We start from the raw sequence: 15,515 nt of genomic DNA, 5'->3' as shown, positions 1-15,515 counted from the left end.
ATGAAGTGGACCGTGGTCGACCTGGGCGTGATCGTGACCTGTGCGCTGATCTCCCTCGGATCGGCGCGTGACTATGCGGGCGGGTCCAACGATGGGAGCCGGCTGGCCTCGGTGGAGTCTCTGGTGGATCACCGGACCTGGGTGATCGACCGTTCGATCTTCGTCGATCCCGCCCAGGCAAGCCGGCTCGAGATCTGGCCGCCCCGATCCCCTCATCCCGAGGGGATCATCGACAAGCTCCGGATCGACGGCCATTATTACTCCGACAAGCCACCCGTCACGGCGGTCCTGATGGCGGCGGTTTATCAGGTGATCCAGTGGACAACCGGGCTGGTAGCCCGCGAGAGTCCGGGGCTCTTTTGCGCCTGGATGACGCTCACAAGTTCGGGACTGGCCTTCGTCCTGGCCTCCTGGTGCCTCTACCGGATTGGCCTCGAATCGGGCCTCTCTCGCCGATCGTCGGTCCTGCTCGCGGCGAGCCTCGCCCTGGCGACCGTGGCCCCGGCCTACAGCCGGCAGGTCAACGCGAGCATCCTTCTCCTGGCGATCGCGATGGCCTTGATGCTGGTCCTCGTCCGGATCCCCGAAGGGTCCGACAGGAACTCCGGCAAATCGGCCTTGCTGGCCGGCGGACTGGCCGGTCTGGGCTATTCGACCGACCTGGGATGCGGGCCGGTCCTGGTCCTCTGCGTGGGGGCCTGGCTGTTCCACCGGGGATCGTTCCGGCTCGCTCCCCTGATCTGGTACGGGGTGGGCGCGTTCCCCTGGTTGCTGGGACATCATGCCCTGAACTACATGATCGGCGGGACGATCGGGCCGATGAACACAGTTCCCGAATACTTTCGATGGCCGGGCTCGCCGTTCACCGAGGCCAACCTGACCGGCGGCGGGGCGGGCCACGCGAACCTCCTGGAGTACCTCTCGCACGCGAACGGATTCCTGTTCGGCTGGAAAGGGTTCATCTGCCACAATCCCACGCTCTTGCTGGCCTTCCCCGCCACCCTCGCCCTCTTGAGGACCCGCCGGCCGGACCGTCCCCTGGTGCTGGCCTCGGCCGCCTGGGCCTCCGGGACCTGGCTTCTGTACTCGCTCCAGTCGAGCGACCTCTCGGGATTCAATATCTCGGTCCGTTGGCTGGTCCCGACGATCGCGGCAGGCTACCTGATCCTGGCGAGGAACCTGGGGCGCGACCCCGGATCGGCCTACGACCTGGGCCTCATGTCACTCTTCGCGCTCCCGATCAGCGGCTTCGACTGGTGGGTCGGCACCTGGGCCCACAGGCACGTCCCGGGGCTCTTTCCCTGGCTCGGCCTGGCGGTCCTGGCCTGGTTCGCGGCCTATCTCGAACGCACCGGCCGGATCTCGGAAGCCGCCCGTCGATGGCGCGGCCGATCGAAAAAAGGAGATCCCGCGATCGCCCTCCGCCCGAAGTCCCTGCTCGTTGAAGATGGCGGGGCTTGATCGATCCCGCTTACGGGTTCGGGTCGGCCTTTTCTCGAAGATAGACGCCCGGCCCTTCCTCGGAGCCGTCGTCGATCTCGATGATCGGCACGGGATCTCGGAGCCCCTTGGGCTTGTCCGCGAGCATCTGCCGGCGCTCGGCGCAGGCCAGGCAGAGGCGTTCCTCGTTGTTGAAGATATAGATCTCGCCATCGAGCAGGCGGTGGTAATAATCCTGGCCGGGGGCCATGGCGTAGCAGAACTCCCGCTCGCTGCCGACCTTCTGCGCGACCCGCCAGCCGGGCTCGTGGAGGAAGAGCCGATGGGGGTTCGCCGGGATTTCGGGGGGATTCGAGGTCGAGTCCGTGCTCATCGCGTGGTCTTCCCGGGATGGGCCGAGGCCGGTCGCTTCTCGCCCGAGGGCCGACCGGCGGGCGGGTGGATGCCGCAGACCTCGTCGTTGCAGACCAGGTCGCGAGGGCGCGACTCGGCAATTCGATTGTAGATCCGACGGCCGACGATGGATACTCCCGGCACGAAGCGTACCATCGCGAAAGGGCTCGAAAGGGGCGTCCAGGCCAGGAGGGTCATCACCGCGTCGTAGCCGGATTCGACCTTCCCGTCGCGACGGACCAGGTGCATGGACTTCAGGCAGGCCTCGGCGGTCAGGGTGGGGTGGATCGACTTGACGTCGACGCAGGTCAGGTCGATCGGCTCGATGACGCGGTCGGGATCGCCCGCGGTGATGAAGGCCATCGAAGCCCGGCATCGAGGGCAGGCCCCGTCATAGAGGACCCGACCCGCCGGTTGGTCCCGGCCGGCGACCTGGCTCCGGAGCCAGGGGCCGGAGACGAACGCCAGATTGGCCGCCAGCATCGCCGCGGCGAACTCGAACAGGCCGAGCGTCAGGCCGATCCCGACGTGGAGCGCCGCCACCCCCGCCAGGACCAGCGGGCGGACCGGCTTGACCCAGATCAGGGCGGGATACGTCGCCTCCAGGAAGAGGGCGAAATGGGTCATCGCGTTCAGGATCAAAGGGTAGGCCGCCAGCCAGGTGAGGTCGAACAGGCGGAATTCGCCATCGACCAGGGTTCGCCAGGTCGCCAGCCCCTCCCACCAGGCGATCCCCCGGAATTTCGAGATCGCCGACATCCCATAGATCAGGACGAGGTGGCATTGGAATAAGCGGAGCCCGATGTTGGCCGCGATGGAAGGCGTGGGGACTCCCGAAGGTGCGGTCCATCGACCATCCTTCCGGCGAGCCGCGACCTCGGCCCGATTTCTCTTCCAACGGGCGAGGTACCGGTCAATCGAGACCGCCTGCCCGCTCGCACCGGTGACGGCCAGGTAGAAGGCCCAGGTTGTCACGACATCGTCGAAGCCATAGCCGCTGATCGGGCCTCGACGGACCGTCGAGACCGCGATGATCCAGGCCAGGGCCGCCGTCCATCGGCTCCAGATCCCGACCGTGAACGCCGCCAGGACCACCAGGCAGGCCGCCCAGACGGGTCGGAGCAGACTATCGGGCACGTAGAACCAGAACGACCATCCGAATGGAGTCCGCTCGTCGTGGAACTGCCGGACCACTTCCAGGTTCATCCACCCGAGCCGACCGAAGAAGGCGTTCAGGTCGAGCCCGTACACCAGCAGGCTCCAGAACAGGAGGAGCCCGACGGCGACCCGGATCAAGCCCAGGGGCGTCGGATCGCTCGGGGTGAAGACGAACCGATCCCAACCCCGGGCGATCGACCCGGCCACCTCGGCGGGGTACGAGACCAGTCCGTTCAGGAGGCGTCGCACGGGAAGACTCCGATCCGTTCGGGGGCGGTGTAGAACTCGTCGGCATCCAGGTCGACCGGGCCTGCCCCGGGCCGGGCGAGCCACTCGCGGGCGCGATCGGGGCTGGGGACCAGGTGAAGTTGCATCTGGAGCGTGACCGACGAACAACCGGGATTCACCCTGCCGAGGTGAGTCGCGAAGGCGTGAGCCCAACGACTCCGGGAGGCGTCGCCGAACTCGCGGGCCTCGCTCGCGTCCTGGAACAAACCATTCGCCAGCGCGAGCTGTCGCTGATAGAGCAGCCTGGGCCAGGTCCCCCGCTCGGGGATCCGGACCACCTTCTCGGCCCGACCGTCGGCGAAGGCCAGAGTGGCCGTGATCACCGGGGTGGGTGGAGGCTCGGGGCTGTAGTAGCGGGGGGAATAACCTTGCGCGGTCAACTGCTGATAGCGGTCGAAGAACACGTCCAGATCACGCTCCAGCTCCGAAGAAGGGGGCGGTGCCCAGGCCGCCACCCAGACCGCCGATGCGTGATAGAGCAAAGCCAGCGTCACCAGGACCCGAGCCCAGGTGGGCCAAGCCTTACCCCCCCGGTCGACCGAGGCTACGGTATCGGATTTGCCGTCAATCACACCCTGTCTCCCCGGGCTTATTTGGCCCGCCGATTTCCCCGCTCGGAGCCCCGATGATCCGCTCAAGCCTAACGGGCCTCGCCATCCTGGACCAGCCGAACCGGGGCTCTGGATGAGCCAAACTCCGCGCTGAGCGGCAGATCAAATTACCCAAACATCTTCTTTCCCCCCGAAATTCCCAAATTGACTTGCAGACACCCAAATTGGAGCCTAGAATCTGGGGTAACTGAACAAGAAGTGCGGGCTGATCGTCGCGCAACGCGACGTAGGAATGTCGAGGTCACGCCGGTCTTGCGGCTTGTGACTATTGAGGTCGTCCGTCCGGTCCGCCAGCCCGGGACGGTTGATCGCGCAGACTGTCAGACATCAGTAGACGAGACTCCGAACACACCTGGGGAGGATTTCCGACATGCAGGGTACCGTTGTTATGCTCCTGGCCCTTTCGGGCCTTGGTTGTCACCACAAGAAGGCCACTCCGGTCTATGCCGAGAGCTGCTACTCGTCCTGCTACAGCGAGACGAGCTGCTACAGCAGCGGCTATTCGTCCTGCTACAGCAGCGGCTGCTACTCGACCGGCTATTCCTCGTGCTATTCGAGCTGCTATTCCTCGTGCTACTCGGAAACCTCGTGCTATTCGAGCTGCTACTCCTCGAAGAAGCACCGCCACGGCCTCTTCGGCCACAAGCGGAAGAGCTGCGGCGCCTGCTACACCCCCGCTCCCGAGCCCTACTGCGATCCCTGCGCGATCGGATCGGCCATGCCGGTCTACGGGACGTACACCCCGGTCTATGACGGGACCTACGCCTCGTCGCAGTACCCATCTTCGCAGGGGACCTCGATGGCCCCGGTCTCGAAGATGGCCCCGGCCCCGGCCCCGGCCGCACCGATGACCCCGGCCCCGGTTGACGCCGCCCCGACCCCGGCTCCGGAAGCTCCCCCGGCCGGTGAGACGGCCCCGCCGCCGCCCGTCGCCCCGTCGCCGGGCAACCCGGTTCCCGAAGTCCCGCCGACCCCCGCTCCTCCGGGTATCTGATCGGGGATCTCGCGAGCGATTCCAACGATCTCCCATAATTCGAGGCCACCGACGATCCGTCGTCGGTGGCCTCGGGTCGTTTCGGCTCCTCCTACAATCCGACCCCTAAACCGCCTATAATCCGACGCAGAGGTCGGCTCGCGGGCCGTCCCGAGACGGAACCACCCGGAGTCCCCGAACCATGCCTGGCGTCTTCAAGCTCCCGGCCGCGGTCGTCGTCCTCGTCCTCTTGACGATCCCGGTCTCACCCCAGGAATCCCGAGCCCAGGATCTCCCGGAATCCCGCCCCGAAGCCAAGGCCAGGCCCCAGCGCAAGTCGCGTCGGGATCGACCGGGGACCTACATGGGCCGGCCGATCGCCGCCGTCATGAGCTACGAAGGGGCCGATTGGCTCTTCCGCGACTCCCGAGAAGCCGAGGAACAGCCCGAGCAGATGCTCGACTCCCTCAAGATCCAGCCCGGACAGACCGTCGCCGACGTCGGGGCGGGGGCGGGCTATACCAGCATCCGCCTCGCCAAGCGGGTCGGCCCGACCGGGACCGTCCTCTCCACCGACGTCCAGCCCCAGATGCTTCGGATGCTCCAGGCCAACGCGCGGGCCGTCGGCGTCTCCAACATCAAGCCGATCCTCTCGACCCAGACCGAGACCAAGCTCCCGGATGGGAAGGTCGACCTCGCGATCATGGTCGACGTCTATCACGAGGTCACCGACCCCGAGACCCTGCTCCAGGGGCTCAAGAAGGCCCTCAAGCCGGGAGGCCGCCTCGTCCTCGTCGAGTTCCGGGGAGAAGACCCCGAAGTCCCCATCAAGCCCGAGCACAAGATGACCCTGAAGCAGGTCCGGCTCGAGCTCGAACCCCAGGGGTTTGTCTTCAAGGACAGCTACGAGTTCCTCCCCTGGCAACACATCATCGTGTTCCAGAAGCCGGAAAGTGAAGAGCCGACGAAGAAGCCGGATTGAGATCGCAACGATCGCCCGGATTCGGATTTAACTGGACATCACGGCTCGACCGATATAGTGTACGTCGGTTCCAAAAATGGGAACTTCTGTCCACTCATATCGCGAGGAGTTGACGATGTCGATGTTCTCCCCCGCAAAGCGGCTAATTCTCGGTCTATCGGTGATCCTGGCGACCTCCGCGGCCGTCGCGGGCGAGAAGGCCGGGGTCGACGCCAAGGCGGCTTTCGCCCGGATGAAGACACTTGCGGGCGACTGGAAGGTCGCCGAATCCATGCCCGGGCATGGTGTTGGTCATGACGGGAAGATTGTCTACAAGGTCACCGCCAACGGCAGCGCCTTGATGGAGACCTTCTTCCCGGGCCTGGATCACGAGATGATCTCGATGTATCACCTCGATGGCGACGACCTGCGCTTGACCCATTATTGTGCCGCGAAGAACCAGCCCCGGATGAAGCTCGATCGCGAGGCGTCCACGCCCGATCACCTCATCTTCGTCTTCGACGGCGGGACCGGATTCGACCCCGCCAAGGACATGCACATCCATTCCGGAGAGATCAATTTCCTGGAAGGCGGGAAGGTCCAGGCGATCTGGGATGCTCACATGAAGGGGAAGAAGGCCATGTCGAGCAAGTTCTCGATGAGCCGACCTTGAGCGAGGTCTCGCCCCTGGCCCGGCCTCTCATCCACCCGCCCCTTCGATCCCGAATCGGTTGCGGAGGTCGACGATCAAGGCGTCCATGTCGGGGGCCACGGGTGCCTCGACCTTGACCTCGTGGCCGAGGATCGGGTGGACGAAGCCGAGCGTCTGGGCGTGCAGCGCCTGGCGATGGAACTTGGCCTTGCAGGAGGGCTGGAGCCGGGGCCGATAGACCTGGTCGCCGACGACGGGATGTCCGATCTCGGCCATGTGGATCCGGATCTGATGGGTCCGGCCGGTTTCCAGCCAGCAGGCGATTAGCGAGGCAACCGGGCCGAAGCGTTCGATGACCCGGTAGTGGGTCACGGCATGCTTCCCCTCGCCCGGGTGGCGGGCCACGCCTCGCCTGAGGTCGCCCCGGTCGGTCACGAGGGCCTTGTCGATGGTCCCCGAGTCGCGTCGAGGGTTCCCCTCGACGACGGCCAGGTATTGCCGCTCGATGTCGTGCTCGCGGAAGAGCTTCTGGAAGGCGCGGATCGCCTCGGGAGAGCGGGCCAGGGCGAGCGCCCCGGAGGTATCCTTGTCGAGCCGGTGGACGACCCCGATAAACGTCCGGCCTCCGTGGCGGATCGAGAGATACCTGGTGGCTCGCGAGACCAGGGTGTCCCGTTCGTGATCGGGAGTCGGCTGGGTCAGCAGGCCGGCGGGCTTGTCCACGATCAGGACGTGGGGATCTTCGAAGAGGACCCGGAGCCTACCGGCGACCTTGCGGGCCTGGGGGCGGTTCGGGAAGAACGCAACCGGGGAGTCGGGTTCGACCTCGCGTCCGGGCTCGTCGCAGAGTGTCCCGTCGAGTTCGACCCGGCCATTGCGCACGGCCTCCTGGGCGGCCCGCCTCGACAGGCCGAACCGCTCGGCAACCAGCTTATCCAATCGGGTCGACCCAGGTCGGGGGCTCGAAGTCGGGGACATGGTGCGGGATCGATCCGGGGCGAGATAGACGCTCATGATTGTAACGGGGCGGCCTTCCAGTCCGTGATGACCGCCCGCCCCACGAGGCCCATCCAGGGTGAGATGGGCCTCATGGGCAGTCTCCTCGACGCATCGATGAGTCCACCAAAGATGGGCCGTTCCTTGGCCGGTTCATTGTATCAACCGGCACTGTGTACGCCAGACGCTGGCTCCTTTCTCGGCGGATTCATGCGTGCTTCCTCCCTGTTCAGCTTCCCTCCGGGCCGGTTATCCTCCTGGAAACCCCGAGGCTTTTCTCACGGATCTCCAAGGAATCTGAATCGCGATGGGAACGCTCGAATCCGACCTCGAACTGGTCAAAGGCCTCGCGGTCGAGGCCGCCGAACTCGCCCGATCCCGGGCCGGGCGGGTCACGCCCGAGGAGAAGGACAACCTCAGCTACGTGACCGACCTCGACCTGGAACTGGAACGCCTGCTCCGGGCCAGGCTGGCCGGCGCCTTCCCCGACGACGTCCTCACCGGCGAGGAATACGCCGCCTCGGGGGGGACTGGCCCTCGTCGATGGTCGATCGACCCGATCGACGGGACCGGCAACCTCGTCCACGGGCTCCCGCTCTGGGCCATCAGCATCGGCCTGATGATCGAAGGGGAACCGGTCCTGGGAGTCATCGCCATCCCCCCGCTGGGCGAACTCTACTGGGCTACCAAGGGGGGCGGGGCCTGGCGAGACGGAGTCCGGCTCCAGGCCCGAGATGCCGACCGCTTCCATCCCCAGGACAACCTCTGCGTCGGGACCAATGCCCTCCGGGCCCTCGACCCCCGGACCCTCCCCGGGCGTCTCCGCGACCTCGGGAGTGCCTGCTGCGAACAGGCTTTCGTCGCCTCAGGCCGACTGGTCGCCTGCACGTTCCTGGGCGAACAGACCCATGACGTCGCCGCCGGATCGATCCTGGTCGCCGAGGCCGGGGCTCGATTCGCCACGATCGACGGGCTGCACCTGACCACGGCCGAATTCGTCGCCCGGACCCCGGTCGCCAGGCCCACCTTCGTCGCCCCTCCCCGCCGGCTCGAAGCCTTGCTGGCATCGGCCAGGGAATTCGCCTGAATGGTTCGACTCTCGCGGCAGGCCGATGCCCCCAAGGAGCGAGGCAGGATCCGCCGATTCCCTCCACGACTGGCTAGCACTCAACCAGCATGGATCCCGGCCGTTTTCCTCTTGGCTTCCTGGGGGGCTTTTTATCGCGCAGCGCGAGCTTGCCCCCCAAGAAGCCCCGAGCCCACCAATCCATCGGTCCACTCACACATCGACGAACAATAATTCTTTAAAACAGGGCTCCCCATTCGGCCGCCACAGGTTATAATAATGAATCTACACGTCCAGCAGGACGAATGCGCCCGACCTGATCCGGGACTTCGGCCTTTCGATGTACTTACCCATGCGAACCGTCGGTCATGAGGCTCGCCGACGGGAACGAGTTCCTTATGAAGCCCGCTCTATCGGTGGATCTTCTCGCTGAAGAATGCGTCTCCATCGCGGTCCGCTATCACCTCGTCGCCAGGACATGGGCGAGTTGGGGCTCGATGGTCGACGAGATCTGGGGGATCGTGATCGAGGCGGAACGTGCGAGCATTTCCCAGGACTCACTCCTAGCCCGCCTCCAGGTCGAACTCTCCGCGCGCTTCGACGGATCGACGGCCGGGCGGTTGCATCGCGAATTCAAGCTTCTGATCGACGCGATGTCCGAGACCTGCCCGGATTGGATGCGTTCGATGTGGAAGGTTCCTTTGAAGGTGAAGCGGCTGGCTTCGATCCGGCCCTCGGCCGCCGGAATTCCCGGCCGGTCCCGGAAATCATCCCTCCGGATCTTCCTCCCGACCTCGTAGCCAGCCTGGCCCGAAGCCCATCGCGATCGATCCACCGACTCTCGCCCGACTCTCGGACCTCCGCATGAGGTAACCGGGCAACGACCGGAATCCCTCGGAGGTAGGCGTCGGCGGGTCGACCGATTAGAATCTCTCGGGAGAATCGAGGTCGGGAGCCTATCGTCGTCATGAATCGCGTCGTCGCCAGCCTCCCGGACTCGGTCGAGGAACTTTGCCTGGTCCGACTCGGCTTGATGGCTCGGCGACTCCGGGCCTTCCCCTTCGCGGCGCGAATGGGCCGGGCGATCGACCGATCGGCGAGCGAGTCGATCTCGAACGGCCGGGGACTCCTCCGATCCGAGCGGTTCGGGCTGGGCTGGGGACACTTCGGCGTCCTCCAGTACTGGTCGAGCTTCGAGACGCTGGAAGCCTGGTCGCACCGAGGTCCGCACTCGGACTGGTGGCGCGAGGCCCTGGAACGGATGCGGACGAAAGAGGACTTCGGGATCTACCACGAAACGTACCTGGTCCCCCGATCGGGGATCGAGTCGATCTACCTGAACTGCCCTCCGGCGGGACTCTCGGCCTTCGGCCCCACCGGCCCGGCGGTCGGTGCGTCGACGACCAGCCGCGACCGGCTCGGGCGTCGCGACGGGAGAGGCTGAGCGATCATGGGACATTGGGGCGTCCGAAGCTACGAGAACGACGAGGCGGCCGATGCGCTCGACGCCGGTTTTGACCGGGTCCACGGCGCGACCTACGAAGATCTCATGGACGACCGGAATCCGCTGACTCCCGAGCAGGTCCAGGCCAAGCTGGCGAATTCCGAGACCCTGGCCGGGGCCATCGCCGCTCTCGAAGAAACGGTCGGACTCCCGGTCGAGGAATGGGACGAGGTCGAACGCCTGGGCTTCGCCGGGGTCGTGATCCGTCACGCCGAGCTGGGCGTGCCGATCCCCGAGATCTGGCGCGATCGGGCCATCGCCTGGCTCTCCGAAGAGCCGATCGAATGGGAAGAGGCGACCGCCCGGAAACTCCGACGCCAGAAGGAGATCGACCTCCTGAGCGACTTGCCTCGGGGATGATCGGGAGACGAAGGGATGAGGGGAATCCGAAGACTCGTCTGGCTCGTGCCGGCCCTGTTGCTGGTCGCCGGTATCAGGCCTGCTCCGATCGCGTCGGCCGAATCCTCGAAACCGGGCGACGACGACACGTTCCGGCCGACCGTGATGGTCCACAAGGGCAAGGCGCTCGGGACCGGCACGGTGATCGCCTCGCTCGAAGGGGTGACGCTGGTCCTGACCGCTTCCCATGTCGTCGAGGATCCGGGGCCCCTGACGGTGGACCTCAACCGGTTCAACCTGGGCCTGGAGAAGACCCGAGGGGGCGGGGCGTTCCCCCGGTCGCTCCGCGCGACGATCGCCGCCCGAGACCCCGCGACCGACCTGGCGGTCCTCGAGATCCGGGGCCAGCTCGCCCTTCCCTACGTCGCGAAGATGGCCCGGGGCGATTTCCCGCCCGCGCCCGGCACGGTCGTCACCTCGATCGGCTTCGACCTGGGGCAGAAGCTGATCGGCATGACCACGACGGTCCGCGCCATCGAGCAGATCGACCTCGGCAAGGGGGGCGGACATCGTCGGTTCCTGGTCACCGAGAATCCCCCCGAACATGGCCGGTCGGGCGGCGGGCTGTTCCGGACCGACGGGGCGCTTGTCGGTGTCTGCACCGCCAAGGCCGAATTCGACAAGGGGGTGGTCAAGGGAGTCTTCACCACCCTGGGGAACATCAAGGCCCTCCTGCGTGCCCACGAGGATCTGACCCGGACGATCATCCTGTCCAATTCCCGGCCGAAGGGGCCGATCCGCTGATCCCCGGCGGAATTCGTTGTCAAAAGTAGGCGGATCGTCCAGAATAGTCGTAGTAGAATCTGGGCGGGCGCCCGGCGTCGAGTCGTCCATGAGGAACCGCCGTCGCCGCAAACCCCCTCGAAATGGAGGAGCGTCCCTTGCAGACGAACAATCCAGCCTTTTCCGAAAATTTCGCCAGGAATTTCGACTACGCCGGCGGGCGTAGCTCGACGATGACGGTGCAAGGCACCTCATTGAAGGCGATGGTCCTGCTGGCCATCGTGATGGCGACCGCCACCTACTCCTGGGTGAAGACCGAGGAGGGGACGCTGACCGGCGGCTTCCTGATGGGCTCGGCGATTGGCGGGTTCGTCTTCGCCCTGATCACCATGTTCAAGCCGACCCTGGCCCCGTGGACTGCCCCGGTCTACTCGGCGCTCCAGGGGATCTTCCTGGGGGCGATCTCTCGGCTGGCCGAGCAACGCTTCCCCGGGATCGCCATCCAGGCGGTGGGCCTGACCGGCGGCGTGACCTTCCTGATGTTGTTCCTGTACGTGACCGGGATCATCAAGGTCACCGGCCAGCTGGTCTCGGCGATCGTGGCGGCCACCGGGGCGATCGCGCTGCTCTACCTGGCGACGATCGTCCTTTCGATGTTCCACATCCAGATCCCGTTCATCTTCGAGGCCGGTCCGATCGGGATCGGGTTCAGCCTGTTCGTGGTCGGGCTGGCGGCGTTCAACCTTCTGCTCGACTTCGATTTCATCGACCGGGGCTCGCAGGCCGGGCTGTCGAAGTCGATGGAATGGTACGGGGCCTTCGCCCTGATGGTCACCTTGATCTGGCTGTACCTGGAAGTCCTCCGACTCCTCCAGAAGGTCAACAGCCGACGTTGAGCCGGGTTCTCTCGGGATCAATCCACGAAGGGGCGGGTCGATGGACCCGCCCCTTTCGCGTCGACCCGATTCAGCTCACCTGGCGGGTCGAGCCGCGAGTCCCGGCATAGAAGCCGAACTTGCCGGCGATGGCCTCGTGTCCGGGCTTGGTCTTGGGATAGACCCAGGCCACGTCCTTGACCCGTCGGCCGCTGGGGTCGACGAAATCGACCCAGTTGCAGGTCCCTTTCATCGGGCAGGTATAAGTCCGATCGGTCGTTTCCAGGAGCTTGGAGTCGACGACCGAGGGGTCGAAGTACAGGTTCCCTTCGTACTTGACCACCTGGCTTCCCTCCTCGCCCTGGGCCAGGACGAGGTCCGAATCTTTCTCTCGGATCGCGATGCTCATGAGGTAGGTGCTCCTTCGGAGGGTCGACCGTTCGTGTTGGTCCGTCACTGGCCCATTGTAGGCGGATCGGGGATAGACCGGCCGTCCGAGAGATCCCGGAGGACCAGACTTCCCCCGAAATATCGCTCGGCCAGGGCCCGGGCGATGGTCAAGCGGTGGCAGGTCCGGTAGTCTCCGCAGGCGCAGAGGATCGCCACGACCTGTTCGGGTTGCCGGACCCGATCGGCCAGGAGTGCGAGCCCTCGATGGACCGGCCAGCCTCCGAGCGGGTCGGCCAGGTGTTCCCGGATGATCGTCATGGCCGGGTCGCGCCGCTGGGGATTGCCCAGTTCGACCAGCCACTCGTAGGCGATCCCGGATCTTTCCAGCAACCCGACAATCCCGCCCCCCCGAGCCTGGAGGTTCCAGGGTCTCGGGCCGTAGGGGCGTCCTTCGACCGGATCGGAGGACGAGGGACTGAGTCGGACGTCGACCAGCCGGGTAACTCCGGCCTTCGCCAGAGCCTCGACCAGCGCGTTCGCCCTCCGGGCGACCGGCCAATGTCCATAACCGGCGAGCCAGAGTCCCGGGATTTCCGAACGATCGGGCTTTCCAGTCATGACGGGTCATCGTAACCGGCACAATCCGAGCTGTCGCCGGAGCCTCGGAAAATCTTGAGCAATTCTTTTGCGATCCGCGAGATCGCGCGATAGAGTTTTGGCATCGCCAGGTCGGGCCACCAGTTCCCGACACTCGCACCGCGTGATTTAGGACCTTGCCGCACACCGAGCGGCTGCGACCCGACCTGATGGTTCCGGACCTCCCGGACCTTGACGGACTTTTTCATCGGGCGTCAGTCCGGTTGTTACGCTTCCGACCTTGGCTCTCCCGGAAACACCGGTTTCCGGGAGGGTTGAGTCGGCCCTCAGGGACGGATCATCGAGCTTGGAAGCCACGACCTCGAACCGGGTCCCACCCGGAACGGCCCTTGCCCCTGGCCTGATCACGCTGATCCTGGCCCTTGCGCCCGCCCTGGCGGCGATCGCCTGGATTCCCGAGTTCGTCACCCAGGACGGCCCGGCCCACGCTTATAACGCCCGGATCCTGAACGCCTCGCTCGGCTCGGATTCGCCTCTGAAGGAGACGTTCCAGGTAAACTGGCAACCGCTCCCGAACTGGTCGGGCCACCTCTCGACGATGGCCCTGGTGGCGACCCTCGGGCCCGATCGGGCCGGCCGGGCGATGGCGGCGATCACCCTGGTCGTGCTGGCCTCCGGCGTGACCTGGCTCCGGTGGGTGGTCGCGGGGACGAAGGGCCTGGCCCCGGCTTCGATCCTGGCGGTCCTGCTGGGGTTGAATGTCACCTGGCTCCTCGGCTTCACCAGTTTCCTGCTGGGCGCCGCGTTGATGCCGGTGACGCTGGCCCTCTGGTGGGGTGGTCGCGACCGGCCCGGCCTGGGGCGGACCGTGAGCCTGTCGAGCCTGCTGGTCCTGGGCTACTTCTGCCACCCGATCGGCCTGGGCCTGACGGTGGTCGGCCTGGCGGTCCTCTCGATCTTGACGCCCGGACCGGACCGGGTCCGTCGAACGGGCTGGACCGCGGCCTGCCTGATCCCCCTGGTCCCGCTCGGGCTGGCCTACCGGGCGATGACCCGATCGGCGGGAGCCATGGAACCCACCTGGGATCAACTGGCCAACCCCTGGTCGCTCCGATCCTGGGCGGCCCAGGTCGGATGGGTCGATCCGATCTCGCTGGCCGCCAAGACGTTCCGACCGTTCGGCATGACTTCCTGGGTCGGGAACGGGTTGGTCTCACCCGCGCTCTGGACCGCCCTGGCCGTCGCCATCGCTGCGGCGGCGACCTGGCGAGGGAGGTCGGCCGAGCGTCGGGGGTGGCTGGTCCTGGCGGTACTCCTGCTCCTCGGAGGATTGCTCGGACCGGACACGCTGGGTGTCAAGCACGGCCATTATCTCCCGCAACGCGTGGCTCTCCTGGGCCTGGTGACGCTCGTCCCCTGGCTCGACCTGGGGGGGAGCCGGAAGACAGGCTGGGTGGCCTCTGCCTGCCTGGGCTTCGCCTTGGTCGTGCAATCGGCGTTCGTCTGGGATTATGCGTTGGGCTGTCGGGACCGGGTCGGCGCCTTCCTCAAGGCCGGCCCGGCGATCGGTCCTGGGCAACGGGTCGGGACGCTCTTGGTCGGGATCAAGGGGCGGTTCCGCTCGAACCCGATGCTCCACGCCGACTGCCTCCTCGGCGTGGAACCGGACCGGATCATCTGGAACAATTACGAAACCGCCCACTATTACTTCCCGGTGAAGGTCCGCGCTGGAATCGATCATCCCCCTGCCCCGGACTTCGAACGCGTCGCGTTGCTCGACGGCCCGAGTGAAGCCGAGGAACGGGCCCGGACCTGGGAGCGGATCCTGAACGACCACGGCCCGTCGATCGACGTGATCCTGGAATGGGCGACCGCGCCCGCCCCGGAGCTCGACGCGATCAATGAGCGTGAATATCAACCGACCTTCCACGAAGGACCGGTCCGAGTCTGGGCTCGCCGGCCTCCGGCGGTCCTGACGCGAGGCCTCCCATGATCGAAGGACGAAGGACCCTGACGTTCTCCAGGCTGGACGAGGTGATGCCCGAGGTCGACCGGCTCCTGAAAGGACACCGGACGCTCGGGCAATGGTCGCTCGGCCAGATCTGCAATCACCTGGCCGGCGTGATCGTGATGGGAGTGGACGGCCCGCCGGTCAAGCTTCCCTGGATCCTCCGGAAGACGGTCGGGCCCTTGATCGTGGGCTGGATCCTCAAGAAGGGGCGGTTCCCCAACGGCGTGAAGATCCCCAGGAAGTACGAGCCGAAGCCGGGCCTGGATGCGCGGGCGGAGGCCGAAGCCCTACGCGCCGCGATCCGGCTCTATTCCATGCACACCGGGCCGATGGCGGATCACCCGCTGGCCGGTCAGATCCCGCGAGCCACCTGGGATCGTCTCGAATGCATCCACTGCGCCCATCATCTCGGCTTCGTGGTGCCCGACGAGGCGGCCTGAGCTCGTCGACTAACGCCCGAGTGGCAGAGGAGTTTTGT

The 15,515-nt window shown here is 66.1% G+C and carries 19 protein-coding genes; 12 read left to right on the top strand and 7 right to left on the bottom strand.

Features of this window, described 5'->3' with window-relative positions; genetic code table 11:
• Nucleotides 1-1,461 (top strand): hypothetical protein, encoded by a 1,461-nt coding sequence (locus P12x_RS04800; RefSeq protein ID WP_435009712.1) that lies wholly within the window; start codon nucleotides 1-3, stop codon nucleotides 1,459-1,461.
• A gap of 10 nt (nucleotides 1,462-1,471) precedes the next feature.
• On the opposite strand, the gene P12x_RS04795 is transcribed toward P12x_RS04800, so the two are convergent.
• From P12x_RS04795 to P12x_RS04785, 3 genes are read right to left on the bottom strand one after another with little or no spacing between them, the layout of a single operon-like run.
• Nucleotides 1,472-1,813: a hypothetical protein gene (locus tag P12x_RS04795; RefSeq protein ID WP_435009711.1), complete on the bottom strand. Its 342-nt coding sequence runs from the start codon at nucleotides 1,811-1,813 to the stop codon at nucleotides 1,472-1,474.
• Entirely contained in the window at nucleotides 1,810-3,240 is a 1,431-nt protein-coding gene (locus P12x_RS04790; RefSeq protein ID WP_435009710.1) for a DCC1-like thiol-disulfide oxidoreductase family protein, read from the bottom strand. The genes P12x_RS04795 and P12x_RS04790 overlap by 4 nt, the downstream gene beginning before the upstream one ends.
• Nucleotides 3,225-3,851 carry a hypothetical protein gene (locus tag P12x_RS04785; RefSeq protein WP_435009709.1) on the bottom strand — a complete coding sequence of 209 codons (627 nt, stop codon included), beginning with the start codon at nucleotides 3,849-3,851 and terminating at the stop codon, nucleotides 3,225-3,227. The genes P12x_RS04790 and P12x_RS04785 overlap by 16 nt, the downstream gene beginning before the upstream one ends.
• Nucleotides 3,852-4,260: 409 nt before the next feature.
• Here P12x_RS04785 and P12x_RS04780 point away from each other — a divergent pair, with 409 nt between their 5' ends.
• The 3 genes from P12x_RS04780 to P12x_RS04770 all read left to right on the top strand — a co-directional run bounded on the left by P12x_RS04780 (nucleotide 4,261) and on the right by P12x_RS04770 (nucleotide 6,497).
• The gene (locus P12x_RS04780) at nucleotides 4,261-4,884 is read left to right on the top strand and encodes a hypothetical protein (RefSeq protein ID WP_435009708.1); all 624 of its coding nucleotides are present in this window, start codon (nucleotides 4,261-4,263) and stop codon (nucleotides 4,882-4,884) included.
• 181 nt (nucleotides 4,885-5,065) lie between these two features.
• Complete coding sequence (locus P12x_RS04775; protein WP_435009707.1) at nucleotides 5,066-5,845, top strand: class I SAM-dependent methyltransferase; 780 nt, start codon at nucleotides 5,066-5,068, stop codon at nucleotides 5,843-5,845.
• Nucleotides 5,846-5,960: 115 nt separating this feature from the next.
• Nucleotides 5,961-6,497, top strand: a complete 537-nt coding sequence (locus P12x_RS04770) for a hypothetical protein (protein ID WP_435009706.1) — start codon at nucleotides 5,961-5,963, stop codon at nucleotides 6,495-6,497.
• A gap of 27 nt (nucleotides 6,498-6,524) precedes the next feature.
• Here the strand turns inward: P12x_RS04770 and P12x_RS04765 are convergent, their stop codons facing one another.
• Nucleotides 6,525-7,454: an RluA family pseudouridine synthase gene (locus P12x_RS04765; protein WP_435009705.1), complete on the bottom strand. Its 930-nt coding sequence runs from the start codon at nucleotides 7,452-7,454 to the stop codon at nucleotides 6,525-6,527.
• Between the two features lie 325 nt (nucleotides 7,455-7,779).
• On the opposite strand from P12x_RS04765, the gene P12x_RS04760 reads away from it, so the two are divergent.
• The 6 genes from P12x_RS04760 to P12x_RS04735 all read left to right on the top strand — a co-directional run bounded on the left by P12x_RS04760 (nucleotide 7,780) and on the right by P12x_RS04735 (nucleotide 12,060).
• Nucleotides 7,780-8,559 carry an inositol monophosphatase family protein gene (locus P12x_RS04760; protein WP_435009704.1) on the top strand — a complete coding sequence of 260 codons (780 nt, stop codon included), beginning with the start codon at nucleotides 7,780-7,782 and terminating at the stop codon, nucleotides 8,557-8,559.
• Nucleotides 8,560-8,936: 377 nt separating this feature from the next.
• Nucleotides 8,937-9,338, top strand: a complete 402-nt coding sequence (locus P12x_RS04755; protein WP_435009703.1) for a hypothetical protein — start codon at nucleotides 8,937-8,939, stop codon at nucleotides 9,336-9,338.
• Between the two features lie 167 nt (nucleotides 9,339-9,505).
• The gene (locus P12x_RS04750; protein WP_435009702.1) at nucleotides 9,506-9,982 is read left to right on the top strand and encodes a monooxygenase family protein; all 477 of its coding nucleotides are present in this window, start codon (nucleotides 9,506-9,508) and stop codon (nucleotides 9,980-9,982) included.
• Between the two features lie 6 nt (nucleotides 9,983-9,988).
• The gene (locus P12x_RS04745; RefSeq protein ID WP_435009700.1) at nucleotides 9,989-10,402 is read left to right on the top strand and encodes a hypothetical protein; all 414 of its coding nucleotides are present in this window, start codon (nucleotides 9,989-9,991) and stop codon (nucleotides 10,400-10,402) included.
• A 15-nt stretch (nucleotides 10,403-10,417) separates the two neighbouring features.
• On the top strand, nucleotides 10,418-11,185 hold the full coding sequence (locus P12x_RS04740; protein WP_435009699.1) for a S1 family peptidase: 768 nt from the start codon (nucleotides 10,418-10,420) through the stop codon (nucleotides 11,183-11,185).
• Between the two features lie 137 nt (nucleotides 11,186-11,322).
• Nucleotides 11,323-12,060 (top strand): Bax inhibitor-1/YccA family protein, encoded by a 738-nt coding sequence (locus P12x_RS04735; protein WP_435009698.1) that lies wholly within the window; start codon nucleotides 11,323-11,325, stop codon nucleotides 12,058-12,060.
• A 70-nt stretch (nucleotides 12,061-12,130) separates the two neighbouring features.
• On the opposite strand, the gene P12x_RS04730 is transcribed toward P12x_RS04735, so the two are convergent.
• The 3 genes from P12x_RS04730 to P12x_RS04720 are packed head-to-tail and all read right to left on the bottom strand — an operon-like array spanning nucleotide 12,131 to nucleotide 13,274.
• Complete coding sequence (locus P12x_RS04730; RefSeq protein ID WP_435009697.1) at nucleotides 12,131-12,448, bottom strand: DUF427 domain-containing protein; 318 nt, start codon at nucleotides 12,446-12,448, stop codon at nucleotides 12,131-12,133.
• Nucleotides 12,449-12,492: 44 nt separating this feature from the next.
• Nucleotides 12,493-13,047: a DUF488 family protein gene (locus P12x_RS04725; protein ID WP_435009696.1), complete on the bottom strand. Its 555-nt coding sequence runs from the start codon at nucleotides 13,045-13,047 to the stop codon at nucleotides 12,493-12,495.
• The gene (locus P12x_RS04720) at nucleotides 13,044-13,274 is read right to left on the bottom strand and encodes a hypothetical protein (RefSeq protein ID WP_435009695.1); all 231 of its coding nucleotides are present in this window, start codon (nucleotides 13,272-13,274) and stop codon (nucleotides 13,044-13,046) included. Before P12x_RS04720 ends, P12x_RS04725 begins: the two co-directional genes overlap by 4 nt.
• A 98-nt stretch (nucleotides 13,275-13,372) precedes the next feature.
• On the opposite strand from P12x_RS04720, the gene P12x_RS04715 reads away from it, so the two are divergent.
• Together P12x_RS04715 and P12x_RS04710 are read left to right on the top strand one after the other, a co-directional pair.
• Entirely contained in the window at nucleotides 13,373-15,019 is a 1,647-nt protein-coding gene (locus P12x_RS04715; RefSeq protein ID WP_435009694.1) for a hypothetical protein, read from the top strand.
• Nucleotides 15,016-15,477 carry a DUF1569 domain-containing protein gene (locus tag P12x_RS04710; RefSeq protein WP_435009693.1) on the top strand — a complete coding sequence of 154 codons (462 nt, stop codon included), beginning with the start codon at nucleotides 15,016-15,018 and terminating at the stop codon, nucleotides 15,475-15,477. The genes P12x_RS04715 and P12x_RS04710 overlap by 4 nt, the downstream gene beginning before the upstream one ends.
• The last annotated feature ends 38 nt before the right edge of the window (nucleotides 15,478-15,515 follow it).

Origin of the sequence: Tundrisphaera lichenicola, from assembly GCF_051175385.1 — a bacterium.
Classification (GTDB): Bacteria; Planctomycetota; Planctomycetia; order Isosphaerales; family Isosphaeraceae; genus Tundrisphaera; species Tundrisphaera lichenicola.
Note: the sequence above shows the minus strand (reverse complement) of the source record. Positions and strands in the feature narration are given on the sequence as shown.

Excerpts from the sequence above, each read along its gene's own strand:
- P12x_RS04800 (WP_435009712.1), top strand. The coding sequence starts at position 1 with ATGAAGTGGACCGTGGTCGACCTGGGCGTGATCGTGACCTGTGCGCTG.
- P12x_RS04795 (WP_435009711.1), bottom strand. The coding sequence starts at position 1,813 with ATGAGCACGGACTCGACCTCGAATCCCCCCGAAATCCCGGCGAACCCC.
- P12x_RS04780 (WP_435009708.1), top strand. The coding sequence starts at position 4,261 with ATGCAGGGTACCGTTGTTATGCTCCTGGCCCTTTCGGGCCTTGGTTGT.
- P12x_RS04775 (WP_435009707.1), top strand. The coding sequence starts at position 5,066 with ATGCCTGGCGTCTTCAAGCTCCCGGCCGCGGTCGTCGTCCTCGTCCTC.
- P12x_RS04770 (WP_435009706.1), top strand. The coding sequence starts at position 5,961 with ATGTCGATGTTCTCCCCCGCAAAGCGGCTAATTCTCGGTCTATCGGTG.
- P12x_RS04765 (WP_435009705.1), bottom strand. The coding sequence starts at position 7,454 with ATGTCCCCGACTTCGAGCCCCCGACCTGGGTCGACCCGATTGGATAAG.
- P12x_RS04760 (WP_435009704.1), top strand. The coding sequence starts at position 7,780 with ATGGGAACGCTCGAATCCGACCTCGAACTGGTCAAAGGCCTCGCGGTC.
- P12x_RS04755 (WP_435009703.1), top strand. The coding sequence starts at position 8,937 with ATGAAGCCCGCTCTATCGGTGGATCTTCTCGCTGAAGAATGCGTCTCC.
- P12x_RS04750 (WP_435009702.1), top strand. The coding sequence starts at position 9,506 with ATGAATCGCGTCGTCGCCAGCCTCCCGGACTCGGTCGAGGAACTTTGC.
- P12x_RS04745 (WP_435009700.1), top strand. The coding sequence starts at position 9,989 with ATGGGACATTGGGGCGTCCGAAGCTACGAGAACGACGAGGCGGCCGAT.
- P12x_RS04740 (WP_435009699.1), top strand. The coding sequence starts at position 10,418 with ATGAGGGGAATCCGAAGACTCGTCTGGCTCGTGCCGGCCCTGTTGCTG.
- P12x_RS04730 (WP_435009697.1), bottom strand. The coding sequence starts at position 12,448 with ATGAGCATCGCGATCCGAGAGAAAGATTCGGACCTCGTCCTGGCCCAG.
- P12x_RS04725 (WP_435009696.1), bottom strand. The coding sequence starts at position 13,047 with ATGACTGGAAAGCCCGATCGTTCGGAAATCCCGGGACTCTGGCTCGCC.
- P12x_RS04720 (WP_435009695.1), bottom strand. The coding sequence starts at position 13,274 with ATGAAAAAGTCCGTCAAGGTCCGGGAGGTCCGGAACCATCAGGTCGGG.
- P12x_RS04710 (WP_435009693.1), top strand. The coding sequence starts at position 15,016 with ATGATCGAAGGACGAAGGACCCTGACGTTCTCCAGGCTGGACGAGGTG.